Source organism: Micromonospora sp. WMMD734 (assembly GCF_049178975.1).
Lineage (GTDB): Bacteria > Actinomycetota > Actinomycetes > Mycobacteriales > Micromonosporaceae > Micromonospora > Micromonospora wenchangensis.
This window is the reverse complement of record NZ_JBMHMK010000001.1, coordinates 4,388,409-4,401,639: the sequence shown is the minus strand read 5'-3', so window position 1 is coordinate 4,401,639 and position 13,231 is coordinate 4,388,409. Positions and strand designations below refer to the sequence as shown.

13 protein-coding genes and 1 pseudogene are annotated in these 13,231 nt (G+C 73.3%); 7 read left to right on the top strand and 7 right to left on the bottom strand.

The window, feature by feature from the left end; translation table 11 throughout:
* Positions 1-18: 18 nt before the first annotated feature.
* Both ACN267_RS18705 and ACN267_RS18700 read right to left on the bottom strand, forming a co-directional pair.
* On the bottom strand, positions 19-1,218 hold the full coding sequence (locus tag ACN267_RS18705) for an endonuclease (protein WP_421489238.1): 1,200 nt from the start codon (positions 1,216-1,218) through the stop codon (positions 19-21).
* 64 nt (positions 1,219-1,282) lie between these two features.
* Positions 1,283-1,504 carry a TM2 domain-containing protein gene (locus ACN267_RS18700; protein ID WP_281900201.1) on the bottom strand — a complete coding sequence of 74 codons (222 nt, stop codon included), beginning with the start codon at positions 1,502-1,504 and terminating at the stop codon, positions 1,283-1,285.
* Positions 1,505-1,650: 146 nt separating this feature from the next.
* On the opposite strand from ACN267_RS18700, the gene ACN267_RS18695 reads away from it, so the two are divergent.
* Entirely contained in the window at positions 1,651-2,850 is a 1,200-nt protein-coding gene (locus tag ACN267_RS18695; RefSeq protein WP_421489237.1) for a hypothetical protein, read from the top strand.
* Here ACN267_RS18695 and ACN267_RS18690 read toward each other — a convergent pair.
* The 4 genes from ACN267_RS18690 to ACN267_RS18675 all read right to left on the bottom strand — a co-directional run bounded on the left by ACN267_RS18690 (position 2,784) and on the right by ACN267_RS18675 (position 6,743).
* Entirely contained in the window at positions 2,784-4,217 is a 1,434-nt protein-coding gene (locus ACN267_RS18690) for an amino acid permease (protein WP_421489236.1), read from the bottom strand. The genes ACN267_RS18695 and ACN267_RS18690 overlap by 67 nt on opposite strands.
* Before the next feature lie 125 nt (positions 4,218-4,342).
* Positions 4,343-5,062 (bottom strand): YqeB family protein, encoded by a 720-nt coding sequence (locus ACN267_RS18685; protein ID WP_204956618.1) that lies wholly within the window; start codon positions 5,060-5,062, stop codon positions 4,343-4,345.
* Positions 5,063-5,064: 2 nt separating this feature from the next.
* A complete protein-coding gene (locus ACN267_RS18680) occupies positions 5,065-5,838 on the bottom strand; it encodes an ABC transporter permease (RefSeq protein ID WP_421490446.1) in 774 nt (257 codons plus the stop codon).
* 5 nt (positions 5,839-5,843) lie between these two features.
* A complete protein-coding gene (locus tag ACN267_RS18675; protein ID WP_204956619.1) occupies positions 5,844-6,743 on the bottom strand; it encodes an ABC transporter ATP-binding protein in 900 nt (299 codons plus the stop codon).
* Positions 6,744-6,876: 133 nt separating this feature from the next.
* Here ACN267_RS18675 and ACN267_RS18670 point away from each other — a divergent pair, with 133 nt between their 5' ends.
* From ACN267_RS18670 to ACN267_RS18655, 4 genes and pseudogenes are all read left to right on the top strand, one after another.
* Positions 6,877-8,118: a sensor histidine kinase gene (locus ACN267_RS18670; RefSeq protein WP_204956620.1), complete on the top strand. Its 1,242-nt coding sequence runs from the start codon at positions 6,877-6,879 to the stop codon at positions 8,116-8,118.
* A pseudogene (locus tag ACN267_RS18665) lies at positions 8,115-8,863 on the top strand (response regulator). The gene ACN267_RS18670 and the pseudogene ACN267_RS18665 overlap by 4 nt, the downstream one beginning before the upstream one ends.
* 70 nt (positions 8,864-8,933) lie before the next feature.
* Positions 8,934-10,358, top strand: coding sequence for an ATP-binding protein (locus tag ACN267_RS18660; protein ID WP_421489235.1), 1,425 nt, complete (start codon positions 8,934-8,936; stop codon positions 10,356-10,358).
* A gap of 88 nt (positions 10,359-10,446) precedes the next feature.
* Positions 10,447-10,938 carry a hypothetical protein gene (locus ACN267_RS18655; protein ID WP_421489234.1) on the top strand — a complete coding sequence of 164 codons (492 nt, stop codon included), beginning with the start codon at positions 10,447-10,449 and terminating at the stop codon, positions 10,936-10,938.
* Positions 10,939-11,002: 64 nt separating this feature from the next.
* Here the strand turns inward: ACN267_RS18655 and ACN267_RS18650 are convergent, their stop codons facing one another.
* Positions 11,003-11,782, bottom strand: coding sequence for a D-Ala-D-Ala carboxypeptidase family metallohydrolase (locus tag ACN267_RS18650; protein WP_281900192.1), 780 nt, complete (start codon positions 11,780-11,782; stop codon positions 11,003-11,005).
* A gap of 319 nt (positions 11,783-12,101) precedes the next feature.
* Between ACN267_RS18650 and ACN267_RS18645 the strand changes: the two genes are divergently transcribed.
* Both ACN267_RS18645 and ACN267_RS18640 read left to right on the top strand, forming a co-directional pair.
* Positions 12,102-12,737: a DUF6642 family protein gene (locus ACN267_RS18645; protein WP_204956623.1), complete on the top strand. Its 636-nt coding sequence runs from the start codon at positions 12,102-12,104 to the stop codon at positions 12,735-12,737.
* 28 nt (positions 12,738-12,765) lie between these two features.
* Positions 12,766-13,230: a PPOX class F420-dependent oxidoreductase gene (locus ACN267_RS18640; protein ID WP_204956624.1), complete on the top strand. Its 465-nt coding sequence runs from the start codon at positions 12,766-12,768 to the stop codon at positions 13,228-13,230.
* Position 13,231 lies beyond the last annotated feature (1 nt).

The window sequence follows — 13,231 nt, the reverse complement described above, 5'->3', positions numbered from 1 at the left end:
CTGTGACAACCGGCCCGTTCAGCCCCAGATCGCGGTGGCCCACTCCGGGTGGTCGACGAACGGGTTGCGGTTGCCCTGCCAGCGCTCGTAGATGCGCTGGTTACGGCGCTGCTCGAAGGCATCGGGCGGGTCCTGGCGGTGCCACTGGAGCAGCACCGACAGCCGGCCCAGGTAGGGCGCGGAACCGTTGGTGACCGAGTTGTTCATCTCCAGGTTCGGCCAGCCGTCGTCACCCTCGTACCGGATCGCCATATACATGATCATGCGGGCGACGTCGCCCTTGACCGCGTTGCGGGGCTCGAACGAGTCGGCGTCGCTGTAGCTGCCCGGGGCCTCGGCGACCGCGCTGCCGCCGGTGTCGAAGTCCTTGTTGCCCCGGGTGGAGTTGACCGTCACGTCCTCGGGGCGCAGGTGGTGCACGTCGGTGCCCGGCCCGGTGGCGGTGCCGAAGTCGCCGTGCGACTTGGCCCAGACGTGCTCCCGGTTCCAGTCGTTGGCCCCGCCGCCGTTGCTGCTCTTGCTCTGCGAGCGTCCGCTGTAGAGCAGGATCACGTTGTTGGCGTTCGCCGGGTCCTGGTCGGTGTCCTTCAACGCCTCCCACGCCTGGTCGTAGCTGAGTTTGGTCTGGGTCTTGATGATCGTGTGCAGGGACGCGCGCAGCGCGCTGCCGGTCTTGCCCATCGCGTTCGCGTAGTACGTCGAGTCGTACGGCCCGGTGGAGCCGGTCGGCCCGGGGGCGGGGGAGGCGGTGGCGGTGGGCGTCGGCGTGCTGCTGCCGCCGCCGAGGCTCATCGCGGTCGGGCTCTTCAACCCGCCGTGGCTGAAGTACGCGGTCAGCGTCCCGGTGGCGATGACCTGCCGGCCGCGCAGCGACGGGTTGGTCAGCAGCCCGAACGTGCTGCGGTAGTCGGCGGTGATCTGGACGTAGAGCATCCGGCTGGTGCCGGTCTCGGTGGCGGTGTCGGCCAGGGCGATGGCGGTGTCGGCGGTGTAGCCGGAGGTGAGCACCGTGTTGGTGGCGGTCGGCTGGCCGATGACGTACCCGGTGACGGTGGCGGTCCGGCCGTCCTGGGTGGCGAGGGCCTGCGCCACGGTCGACGTGGCCGCCGCCGACGCCGACGTCGCGGCCACCGCCACCGGGACCGCCAGGGTGACGGCGGCGGTGAGCACGGTGACCAGCCGCCCGGTTCGCGGGCGGATGCTGCTCTTCATATCCATGCCCGGCGATGTTATCGGCCGCAACCCGCCCGGCGGGAGGTCGCCGAGGTGAATTCCCGCCGCTTCACTTGACCAACGGCTGGCCCTGCTTGTCGCGGAACGCGCCGACCAGGATCAGGATCAGATCGATGAACGCCCAGATACCGAACCCGCCGATGGTGATCAACTGGAGCACGCCGGTGCCGACCTTGCCGGTGTAGAACCGGTGCGCGCCGAGCACGCCGATGAAGAAGCAGAGCAGCAGGGTGACGACCCAGGACTTCTGAGTGGTGACAGGAGCGGTCACTGCGGTCCTTTCTCGGGTGGAGACAGCCGCGGGAGCGTATCCACCGGCCAGGTGCCGCACAAGATTGAGACCAGCTGCCCTGTCCGGACGGACGAGCCTCCCCGCAGGGGAACCGTGGCCGCCCGGACGGCGTCTGAGCATCCATGATGCCCCTCCCGGCCGGTCACGCTCCGCGATCGGGCCGCCGGCTCGCCGCCGCCGGCGTCGGGCTCGCCGCCCTGGCCGTGCCGCTCTGGGCGGTCGGCATGACCGTGTGGCAACCACTCACCGAACCGGTCGGCCCGTGGTCGGAACGGCTCCCCGAGTCGTCCACCTACTGGGCCCGTGACCTGCGTTTCCTGGCGCTGCTGGCGGCCGTTTGCGGGTTGGTGTTGGCCGGTGCGGGCCGACGCTCCTGGCTGACGCCGGCCGTGCTGCTCGGCGGCGGCGCACTGGCCGCCGACGTCGCCGTCGACCGGGCCGACCCCACCGGCCCCGGCGCGACGGTGGCACTCGTCGTCGCCGGCTGGCTGGCCGTCGGCATCACCGTCGCGTCCGCCGTACGCCGGGACGGCGCGACCGGTGTGGACGGTCCCCGCCGGGCGGGCGGGACCGGCCCGCCAGACGCGCCCGGCGGAGCGGGCCTGGCCGGCGCGGCAGCAGTTGCCCGGCCGGACCGGACCGTCGGTCCGGCAGACCCGCACCGGCCGGTCGGCGTGGCCGGCCGGGACCGGGCCGTCCTGGCCGGGGTGGCCGCCGTCGCGGCGGTGCTGGCGCTGACCGCCGTGCTGACCCGGTCACCGACCGGCCGGGAACCGGCACTCGATCCGGCAGCCCTGGTCACTGCCCTGCTGTTGCTGGCGGTGACCGTCACCGGGGCGGCGGGCGCCGCCCCCGCCCGGGGTCGACGTCGGCTCACGGCGGCGACGGGTGTGGCCGTGACCGGGGGGATCGGCCTGCCGCTGGTCCGGCTCGTCGGACCGGCCGAGCGGCTGGTGCCGGCGGCGTTGCTCGGCGCGGCGCTGCTGCTGGGGGTGACGCTGCTGACCCGGCCCGCCCTGCCGGCACGGCGCTACCCGCTGCTCGTGCCGGTGGCCCTGCTCGCCCCGCTCGCGCTGTGGCACGTCGCGTCGCTGGTCAGCGCGGCCCTCTCACCCGGTGCGCCGTTGACCGCGCTGGCCGGCAACAGCCCGGTCGGCGGCGGCGACCCGGATGTGCTCCCGGCGCTGGCCGGCCTGGTCGCCGGTCTCGGCACCGCGCTGGTGCTGGCCCGGACGGCAGGCGTCCCGGGGCGGCCCGGTCACCGCCCGGCACCACCGGCCGGTGGGTCGGCACGGCCGGCCAACGCGGAGCGCCGGTACCCGTAACAGGCGTAGATCAGCCCGCCGAGCAGGAACCAGACGGCGAACCGCAGCCACGTGACGTGGTCGAGGAAGCTGATCAGCCAGACCGAGAAGACCACCCCGAGCGCCGGCACCACCGGCATCCCGGGCAACCGGAACGTCCGCGGGGCGTCCGGGCTGCGGTAGCGCAGCACGATCACCGCGACGCAGACCACCACGAAGGCGAGCAGGATACCGATGTTGGTCAGCTCGGCGGCCTGCCGGATCGGCAGGAAGCCGGCGATCACCGCCGAGGCCACGCCGACGATCCAGGTGACCCGGGTGGGTACCCGACGCACCGGGTGCACCTTGGCGAACCAGGCCGGCAGCAGACCGTCACGGCTCATCGAGAACCACACCCGGGTCACCCCGAGCATGAAGGTGAACATCACCGTCAGGATGCCGATGATCGCCCCGACGGCGATGACGCTGGCCAGGCCCGAGAGCCCCACCGAGGCGAACGCGGAGGAGAAGCCGCTCTCCGGGTCGATGTCCCGGTAGTTCTGCATCCCGGTGAGCACCAGCGTGGCCAGCACGTACAGCACCATCGAGATGACCAGCGACCAGACGATCGCCTTCGGCATGTGCCGGCGGGCGTCGCGGGACTCCTCGGCGGCGGTGCTCATCGCGTCGTAACCGAAGACGGCGAAGAAGACCGTGGCCGCGCCGGTGAACGCCCCGCCCAGCCCGAACGGGAAGAACGGCGAGTAGTTGGCGGTGCGGACGTGGAAGAAGCCGACCACGATCACCAGCAGCACCACGGCCACCTTCACCCCGACCACTACCGTCTCGAACCGGGCGGCGGTCCGGATGCCCAACGTCAGCAGGAAGGCGATCAGCAGGCAGAGCAGCACGGCGAACAGGTCCACCACGTGCCCGTCGCCGGTGCCCGGGGCGCCCAGCATCCAGGCCGGCAGGTCGACGCCGAGCTGCCCGACGAGGAAGCCGAAGTAGCCGGAGATGCCGATCGCCACCACCGCCACGATCGCGGTGTACTCCAGCAGCAGGTCCCAGCCGATGAACCAGCCGACCGCCTCGCCGAGCACCGCGTAGCCGTAGGTGTAGGCCGAGCCGGCCTTGGGGATCATGCCGGCGAACTCGGCGTACGACAGCGCCGCCGCCGCGCTGGCCAGCCCCGCGATCAGGAACGACACCAGCACGGCCGGCCCGGCGGTCTCGTTGGCGACCGCCCCGGCCAGGGCGAAGATGCCGGCGCCGATGATGCCGCCGACGCCGATCGCGGTGAGCTGCCACAGCCCCAGCGAGCGGGACAACCCCTGGTCGGAGTCGTCGGCGATCTCCTCGACCGGCTTACGGCGGAAGATCCCACCGCGGTCGACCGTGGCGGCCATCGTCGTCCCCTTCCGCCGGGAATGCATCCACCTAGGTTGATATTCCCTGTGCGGCGGATGCACAATCGGCGACACTTTGGTCACGCTCGAACGAGGTGCCGGGCGGTCCGACCGGGGACGCCGGGCTACGGCTGCGGCGGGGCCTGCCCATCCGGGTGCGCAGCCGCCCGCCAGTACTGCCGTCCACCCTCGTCCCGGACGACCACCCCGATCCGGGCCAGTTCCGCGCGCAGTTCCCGCACGTCGCGCGCCCGGTGGGCGTCGACGGCCCGCTGGCGGGCGCGCAGCAGCGGGTCCGCCCCCGGTGGCAGGTCCGGCAGCCCCGCCACCCACCGCCGGTACGCGTCCCGGTGCGGGTCGGCGTCCCGCCACGGCCACCCGTGCCCGTCGAACGCGTCCCGCAGCTGCCGCCGGCTCAGGTCGGAGCGTTCCCGGGCCAGCTCCGCGCCGGCCGGGCCGAGCAGCACCAGCTCCCGGCCGTCGACGAAGACGGCGGTGACGGTGCGCCGGGCCAGTTCGCGGTCGACGCCGTCGCGGCGTAGCCGGACACCGCCCCGGTCCACCGTGACGATCAACCGTTCCCGGGTGCCGACGTAGGCCAGGAGCAGCCCGGCCAGCATCCCGAGCAGCAGGCCCCCGGCCAGCGCCCGCCGGTACGGCAACCCGGCGACCAGCTCGAACCAGCCCTGCACCGGAGCCCAGGGCAGCCCCGCCACCCAGTCGGCGACCATGGGCAGCCGCCCACCCAGGGCACCGCCCAGCAGCGGGAAGCCGACCCACATCACCAGCAGCTCCCCGACGTCGCCACCGACCCTGGTCGCGCCGCCCGGCTCCTGCGCCCGCATCGTCAGTGCACCTCGCGCCGCAGCGTGCGCACCGTCCCGACGGCGATCGGCGCGACCACCCAGACCAGCAGGGACACCCCGAGTCGACCCCACTGTCCGGCCGTCATGTCCGGGCCGAGCAGCGGCTCCATGGTGATCGAGGTGTCCAGCCAGCGGGCCGGGCCGTGCAGCGCCGTGATCATCGCGGACAGGATGCCCCACACGGTCGGCAGCAGCAGCGAGGTGACGATCGCCAGCGGGGTGTTGAGCAGCAGCAACCCGAACCCCGCGCCGATCAGCACGTTGATGGCCTGGAACACGGTGGCGTGCCCGGCCGCCGTCCAGTCGAGGTCCCAGCTGCCCGCCCCGCCGGTGATCCCGGCCAGTAGGGTGCCGACGGCGGCGACGGCCAGGCTCACCAGCACCGACGCCAACGCGGCGAGCAGCACGGCGGCGAGTTTGGCGACGATCACCCGTTCCCGGCGCGGCACCAGGGCGAACGTGGTCAGCGCGGTGCGTTGGGACCACTCGGCGGTGATCGACAGGATGCCCAGCACCGGCAGCAGCAGCGCCACCGGCGCGAGCGACGCGGTGAAGAAGTTGCTGAAGGTCTGCGCGGCGTCGTCGACGAAGCGCAGTTGCAGCGCGACGATCGCGGCGGCGATCAACCCGATCGAGGCCAGCAGCCAGCGGCCGGCCCGGGTGTCGCCGAGCTTACGCAGCTCCACCCCGACCAGCCGGGCCAGGGAAGGCCCGGTCACGACCGGCCGGACGGTGGTGGGGGGAGTGGTCGTCATGGTGGTCACTGCACGGCCTCCTTGGTGCTCGCGCCGGCGGTCAGGGTGAGGAAGAGCTGTTCCAGGCCACCGCCGCCGGCCGGCCGCAGCTCGGTCAGGACCAGCCCGGCGTCGGCGGCGGCCTGCCCGACGACGCCGGGTTCGGCGTGCACCACACACCCGCCGTCGGCGCTGCCGGTGGCGTCCAGCCCCGCCCGGTCGAGGGTGAGCCGCAGGGCGCGGGGGTCGCGGGCCCGGACCAGGGTGCCGGCCCCGGCCAGCAGTTCGTCCTTGCCACCCTGGGCGACCACCCGGCCGCCGCCGATCACCACCAGCCGGTCGGCGACCGCCTCCACCTCCCGCAGCAGGTGGGAGGAGAGCAGCACGGTGCCGCCCCGGTCGGCGAAGTCGCGCAGCAGGCCGCGCATCCAGAAGATCCCCTCCGGGTCCAGGCCGTTGGCCGGCTCGTCGAGGACCAGCACCCGGGGTTCGCCCAGCAGCGCCAGCGCCAGGCCGAGCCGCTGCCGCATGCCCAGCGAGTACGCCCCGACCCGCCGCTTCGCCGCCACCGGGTTCAGGCCCACCCGGTCGAGCACGGCGGGCACCCGGTCGGCGTCCACGCCCATGGTGCGGGCGGCCAGGAACAGGGTCTCCCGCCCGCTGCGCCCGACGTGCTGCGCCGAGGCGTCCAGCAGCACGCCCACCTCGCGGCCCGGGTTGGGCAGCTCCCGGTAGGGCTGACCGGCGACGGTGGCGGTGCCGGAGCTCGGGCGGGTCAGCCCGCAGAGCATCCGCATGGTGGTGGATTTGCCCGCCCCGTTCGGGCCGAGGAAACCGGTCACCGTGCCCGCTTCGCAGCGGAACGAGACGTCGTCGACGGCGGGGTGCGGGCCGTACCGTTTGGTGAGGTGCTCGACTGCGATCATGCCGTCGAGCCTGTCCCAGCCACCCGGCCGGGCGCTGCGGCCGACCGTCGAGAGCCGCCCCTACCTCGGTCTACCCGCAGACCTCGACTTTGGTTGGTGTCCGGGGCGCCGTCCGGCTTTCTAGCATGGGTGGGTGAGTGCTGCCGTCGTACCCGATCATCCCTGGCTGCTGCCGGGGGCGCTGACACCCGAGGCGAGGGCGCCCCGACGGACGCCGCGGGACTGGCTGGTCGACACGGTGGCCTTCCTGCTGGCCGTCGGCTGGGCGCTGCTGGCGTTCGGCGACGCGACGTCGCCCGACCCGCAGTTCGCCCACAACGCCGGGCCGTCCTGGCTGGTCGGGGTGGACCTGGCGGCGGGCCTGGGCTACTGCGCGGCGCTGTGGCTGCGTCGGCGCTGGCCGGTCGGGCTGGCCGTGGCCGGCCTGCCGCTGGCGCTGTTCTCGGTGACCGCCGGGGTGGCGATGCTGGTGGTGGTCTTCACCGTGCTGGTCCACCGGCCGCTGCCGATCGGCGCGGCGCTGGTCGGCTTCCACCTGGCGGTCATCCCGCTCTACACGGTCGTGCGCCCCGACCCGACGCTGCCCTACTGGGCGACGGTGGCCTGGACGGTGATGTTCGTCGGGATCGTGGTGGCCTGGGCGTTGTTCGTCCGGGCCCGCCGGCAGCTGGTGCTGTCGCTGCGGGACCGGGCCCACCGGGCCGAGGCCGAGCAGCAGCTCCGCGTCGAACAGGCCCGCCAGCTCGAACGCACCCGGATCGCCCGGGAGATGCACGACGTGCTGGCGCACCGGATCTCGCTGCTCAGCCTGCATGCCGGGGCGTTGGAGTTCCGCCCGGACGCGCCGCCGCAGGAGGTGGCGCGGGCGGCCGGGGTGATCCGGGGCAGCGCCCACGCCGCCCTTCAGGACCTGCGCGAGGTGATCGGGGTGCTCCGGGCCGACGCCTCCGGCGGCGACGCCGCACCGGAACGCCCCCAGCCCACCCTCGCCGACGTGCCCGCGTTGATCGCCGAGTCCCGGGCCGCCGGGGTCCGGGTCACCCTGGTCGACGAGGTCGCCGACCCGACGCGGGTGCCGACGGCGGTGGGGCGCAGCGCGTACCGGATCGTGCAGGAGGGGCTGACCAACGCGCGTAAGCACGCCCCCGACACGACGGTCGGCGTCCGGCTGGCCGGCGGGCCGGGGCGGGAGTTGGCGGTGGAGATCCGCAACCCCTGGCCGGTGGGCAGCTCCGCGCCGGCCCTGCCGGGTGCCGGGACCGGGCTGGTCGGCATCGCCGAGCGGGTCACCCTGGCCGGCGGCCGGTTGACCCACGGCCGGGACGGGGCGACCGGCGACTTCCGGCTGGCGGCCCGGCTGCCGTGGCCGGCATGAGCAGCCCGGCTGCCGTGGCCGGCGTACGCAGCCCGGCCGACCGGCTGCCCGGCGGTGCCCGGTGACGACCGACGGCGACGCCGTCCCGGTGCGGGTGTTGATCGTCGACGACGACCCGCTGGTCCGCGCCGGGCTGTCGATGATCCTCGGCGGCGTGCCGGACGTCCGGGTGGTGGGCGAGGCCGCCGACGGCGACGAGGTGCCTGCCGCCGTCGCCAGGTGCACGCCGGACGTGGTGCTGATGGACATCCGGATGCCCCGGGTCGACGGGCTGGCCGCCACCGAGACGCTGCGGGCGTCGCCGGACCCGCCGGAGGTGCTGGTGCTGACCACCTTCGACGCCGACGAGCAGGTGCTGCGGGCGTTGCGGGCCGGGGCCGGCGGTTTCCTGCTCAAGGACACCCCGCCCGCCGAGATCGTCCGGGCGGTGCTGCGGGTGGCCGCCGGTGAGGCCACCCTGTCGCCGACGGTGACCAGGCAGTTGATCAGCCACCTGACCGTGGGGCCCACGCCGGGTCCGGACCGGCGTCGGGACCGGGCGCTGCGACTGCTGGCCGGGCTCACCGAGCGGGAACACGAGGTCGCGGTGGCGCTCGGTCACGGCCGGACCAACGCGGAGATCTCGGCGGAGCTGTTCATGAGCGTGGCGACGGTGAAGGCGTACGTGTCCCGGTTGCTGACCAAGCTGGAGCTGAACAACCGGGTGCAGGTGGCGCTGCTGGTCCACGACGCCGGCCTGGTCTGAGGATCTGTAGCACTCAGCCTTGATACCCTTATTTTTGGTAGTATCAACTGTGAGTGCGTGGGAGCAGGGTATGCGCGGCTTCGTGGGCCGGGACCGGGAACTCGCCCTGCTCGACGGCATGCTGGCCAAGGTCATCCGGGGAGGGCGGGCGGGCCGCCCCGGGCGGGCACTGCTGATGCGGGGGCGGCGTCGGGTCGGCAAGTCCCGCCTGGTCGAGGAGTTCGTCGACCGGGCCGGGGTGCCACACGTGTTCTTCACCGCGTCCGCCCAGCCCACCGTGGCTGCCGATCTTGCGCTGTTCGTCGAGGCGGTGGTCGGGTCCAGCCTGCCCGGCGCGCACCTCTTCGCCGCTCAGCGTCCGGGCACCTGGGACGCCGCGCTCACCCTGCTGGTCGCCGCCCTGCCGACGGACCGGCCGGCCGTGGTGGTGCTCGACGAGCTGCCCTACTTGATCGCCACGGACCCCGGGCTGGAGGGCACCCTGCAGAAGGTGTTCGACCGGGAGCTGTCCCGGTTACCGGTGCTGGTGATCGGCATCGGCTCCGACCTGGCCATGATGGAGGCGTTGAACGATTACGGCCGGCCGTTCCACCAGCGGGCGACGGAGTTGGTGGTGCCGCCGCTGAGTCCCGCCGACGTCCGGGAGATGCTCGGGGCGGCACCGGCTGACGCCTTCGACGCCTATCTCGTCTCCGGCGGCCTGCCGCTGATCCTCGACGAGTGGCCCAGCGGGGCCGGCCTCGCCGACTACCTCGCCGACGCGGTGACCGATCCGACCTCTGCCCTGCTGGTCAGTGCGGAACGGGCGCTGGCGGCCGAGTTCCCCACCCAGTCGCAGGCCGGACTGGTGCTGCGGGCGATCGGCTCCGGGGAGCGGACGTTCTCACTGATCGCACGGGCCGCCGGTGACCTGCCCCAGGCTTCGCTCAGCCGTGCGCTGCGACTGCTGGTCGACAAGCGCATCGTCGAGGTGACCACCCCGCTGTCCACCCGCCCCTCGCGGGAAACCCGTTACACCGTGGCCGACCCGTACCTGCGTTTCTGGCTGACCTTTCTCGGTCCGTACCTGCCCGAGATCGAGCGCGGGCGGGGCGATCTCACCCTGGCCCGGCTGCGTACCTCCTGGACGTCCTGGCGGGGGCGGGCGATCGAGCCGGTGATACGGGAGTCGTTGCGTCGGCTGCCCGCCGGCCACCTGCCGGAGGGCACCGGCGTGGTGGGCGGCTACTGGACCCGGACCAACGATCCGGAGATCGACCTGGTCGGGGCGGACCGGGGACCGGTCGCCCGACGGATCACCGTCGTCGGCTCGGTGAAGTGGCTGGAGAAGCGGCCCTTCGACGGGCACGACCTGGGACGGCTCACCCTGCACCGGTCCCGGCTGCCCGGTGCTGACGAACGGGTGCCGCTGTTGGCGGTGACCCGGGCCGGCGCGGTGGTGGACGGGGTGCGGGTGGTGACGCCGGAGGATCTGCTCACCGCCTGGGGGGATTGAACCGCCGCCGGTCACCGCCCGTACCACTGCGCGAGGATGCGTTGTGGCGATTCAGCCGCAGCCGCTGCCGAGTTGCGGGAGGCCTGCCGTGCGAGTTGGTGAGCAGTCGACGGACCCCATCGATCAGGTTCTGGGCGAGGTGCCGGTGCCCGCCTCGTTGACACCCGAGGACGTCCGGCTCGCGGTGCGGGCGGTCGTGGTGCACGCCGCCGAGGAATGGCCCAACGGGCCGCTGTGCCGCAACGACGGCGCGTCGTACCCGTGCCGGCTGCACCGTTGGGGGCGGCGGGTGCTGGAGAACCACGGGTTGAACGAGCGTCAGATCGACGCGTTGATCCGGCACGGCAACCCGTTCGTGCACGTGCCCTTCCCGTTCACCTACACCACGCCCCGGCCCGGCGCGGCCCCGGCGCGGACCGCCCCGGCGGCCGGCTACCCGGCCCGCGGCCAGGTCGGTCGGCCGGTCGTGCCCGGGGCGCGGCCCGCCGCGGCAGGGATGCGGCCGGGCGTGCGCCCCGGCGTTTCCGGCCGGCCGGTGACGCCCCCCGCCGCCGCGCCACGCTGGCCCCGGGCGAGCTGAGCCCCGACGCCGGCCCGGCCCTGGTGATCCCGTGGGGCCGGGCCGGCGTCGGCCGTCGCGTCGGTCAGTTGCCGACGCCGCAGTCCGGAGCGGCCCAACTGGTGCCGTTCGTCAGGTTGTCCCGGTTGTTCTCCCGCCGGGAGTCCACGTGGACGTGGTCGTCGTGCCCGGCGGAGCCGGGGCCGTAGATGCCGCTGAACCCGTGGTCGCGGGAGGCCCGGGCGACCTCGCACAGCGACCTGTTCTGCGAGGTCACGTCGGCGGCGTTGCCGTAGAGGTGCTGGCTGTTCGAGGCCCCGCCGACCTGCTTGTTGCAGGTCTTGTCGCGGAACCCGCTGGTGACGTAGAGCGGCTTGTCGCCCAGGTCGCGCCGCAGCGCCTCCAGCTTCCACATGGTGCGCACCGCGTTGGCCTTGGTGTCGGTGGCGGAGAGCGGACCGCCGCTCCAGCCGCCCTTGCCGCAGCCGTCGTCCAGCTCCCGGTAGCTGAAGTGGGCCGGCGTGCAGTCGTTGTCCTGCAACTGGTAGAGCTTGCTGAAGGTCTGCTTGCCGGCGATGCCGTCGCTGCGCAGCCCGTACGCGCTCTGGAAGCGCTTGACCGCGGCGGCGGTCTCGGGTCCGAAGTCGCCGTCGATCCGGACAATTCCCCCTCGGGCCGCCCATCCGGCCACCCGGATCTGCAACTGGCGGACGTCGTCGCCGGAGCGCCCCTGGTAGAGGTCGCGTTTCCAGGTGTAGCAGCCGTCGGCGTGGGCCGCTGGCGCGGCGGCCACCGTGGCGATCGCGGCTCCCGGCAGAGCCAGGGCGAACGCGACGAGTGCCCGCCGCACAGTGTTCTGGCGCACAGAAGTCCTCCCGATTGGAAGTGAATGGGGTGGTGAACAGGTCATCGCGCGGGACGTCCTGCAACTTCCACCCTGACAGCTACCTGGCCGATACGCGGCAATAAAGGGGAATCGTCCTCGTAGTCGGCGATAGCTGGGTATTGCCTGTGAATGGCGATGAATGGTAATTCGGGCAGGTGGGGTCAGCCGGTGACGGGAGGGACGGGAATTCCGACACCGGTGAACTGCCCCGAAACGGATCAGCCGGGCACCGATGGCGGTGTGGGTCCGTGACCCTGACCCGGTAACGTCGTCCCGGCGGGGACGGGGAGGTGGGCCGGTGGCGCGGGGCGGGGTCTTCTGTGTCGAGGGGCAGTGGCACCGCGACCTCAACGAGCGCGGATCCGTGCTGCCCACCCTCGAACTGCTCGAACGGCTCGGCCGCATCCGCTACATCCACAAGGACGCCGCCACCCGTGACGAGCTGTTCTACTTCCTCGACCGGTGGCTGCTCAAGCAGTACGCCGACCACCGGGTCGGCTTCTTCGCCATGCACGGTGAACCCAGCCGGCTCTGCCTCACCGACTGGGACTCCGTCGAGCTGGCCGACGTCGCCGAGCGGATGGCCGGCCGGGGCGAGGGCCGGCGGCTCTACTTCGGCAGCTGCTCGGTGCTGCGCGCCTCCGACGCCACCCTGCGGGACTTCCTCGACGTCACCGGCGCGGCCCTGATCTGCGGCTTCACCCGTGAGGTCGACTGGGTCGAGTCGGCCGCCTTCGAGACGGTGCTGCTCGACGTGCTCGCCAACGGCCAGCGGCACAACGCCGCCGAGCTGCGGATGGGTTCGGCGCACTGGGCGCCGCTCGCGGCGTACCTCGGCTTTCGGGTGATCTACGCCAACGGCCGTGCCTGGCGGCCCGCCGCCCGACCCCGGGTCCCCGCCCAACCGGGCCGGGTCGGCGGCCGGTCCGGCTGACGCCCGTCGGGCCTGGTAGAACCGGGGGATGGCACGCAGCGTCGCAACCAACACCCGGGTCGACCGGGACGCCCTGCTCGACTTCGTCCGGCCCCGGCACCGGGTCCTGCTGATGACCACCCGCGCCGACGGCCGGCCACAGTCCTCCCCGGTCGCCTGCGGCGTGGACGCCGCCGGACGCCTGGTGATCTCCACCTACCCGGAACGGGCCAAGGTCGCCAACATCCGTCGTGACCCCCGGGTCTCCGCCTGCGTGCTCTCCGACGACTGGGACGGCCCGTGGGTGCAGGTCGACGGCATGGCCGAGGTGCTCGACCTGCCCGAGGCGCTGGACCCGCTGGTGGAGTACTTCCGCAGCATCGCCGGCGAGCACCCGGACTGGGACGAGTACCGGGCGGCCATGGTGGCGCAGGGCAAGTCGCTGATCCGGATCACCGTCGAGGGCTGGGGCCCGATCGCCACCGGCGGCTTCCCGCCCCGCCTCGCGGACTGAC

What these genes read in the sequence shown, in the direction of transcription:
- ACN267_RS18705 (WP_421489238.1), bottom strand. Translation starts at nt 1,218, where the DNA reads ATGGATATGAAGAGCAGCATCCGCCCGCGAACCGGGCGGCTGGTCACC.
- ACN267_RS18660 (WP_421489235.1), top strand. Translation starts at nt 8,934, where the DNA reads ATGCGCGGCTTCGTGGGCCGGGACCGGGAACTCGCCCTGCTCGACGGC.
- ACN267_RS18695 (WP_421489237.1), top strand. Translation starts at nt 1,651, where the DNA reads ATGCCCCTCCCGGCCGGTCACGCTCCGCGATCGGGCCGCCGGCTCGCC.
- ACN267_RS18675 (WP_204956619.1), bottom strand. Translation starts at nt 6,743, where the DNA reads ATGATCGCAGTCGAGCACCTCACCAAACGGTACGGCCCGCACCCCGCC.
- ACN267_RS18640 (WP_204956624.1), top strand. Translation starts at nt 12,766, where the DNA reads ATGGCACGCAGCGTCGCAACCAACACCCGGGTCGACCGGGACGCCCTG.
- ACN267_RS18680 (WP_421490446.1), bottom strand. Translation starts at nt 5,838, where the DNA reads ATGACGACCACTCCCCCCACCACCGTCCGGCCGGTCGTGACCGGGCCT.
- ACN267_RS18690 (WP_421489236.1), bottom strand. Translation starts at nt 4,217, where the DNA reads ATGGCCGCCACGGTCGACCGCGGTGGGATCTTCCGCCGTAAGCCGGTC.
- ACN267_RS18685 (WP_204956618.1), bottom strand. Translation starts at nt 5,062, where the DNA reads ATGCGGGCGCAGGAGCCGGGCGGCGCGACCAGGGTCGGTGGCGACGTC.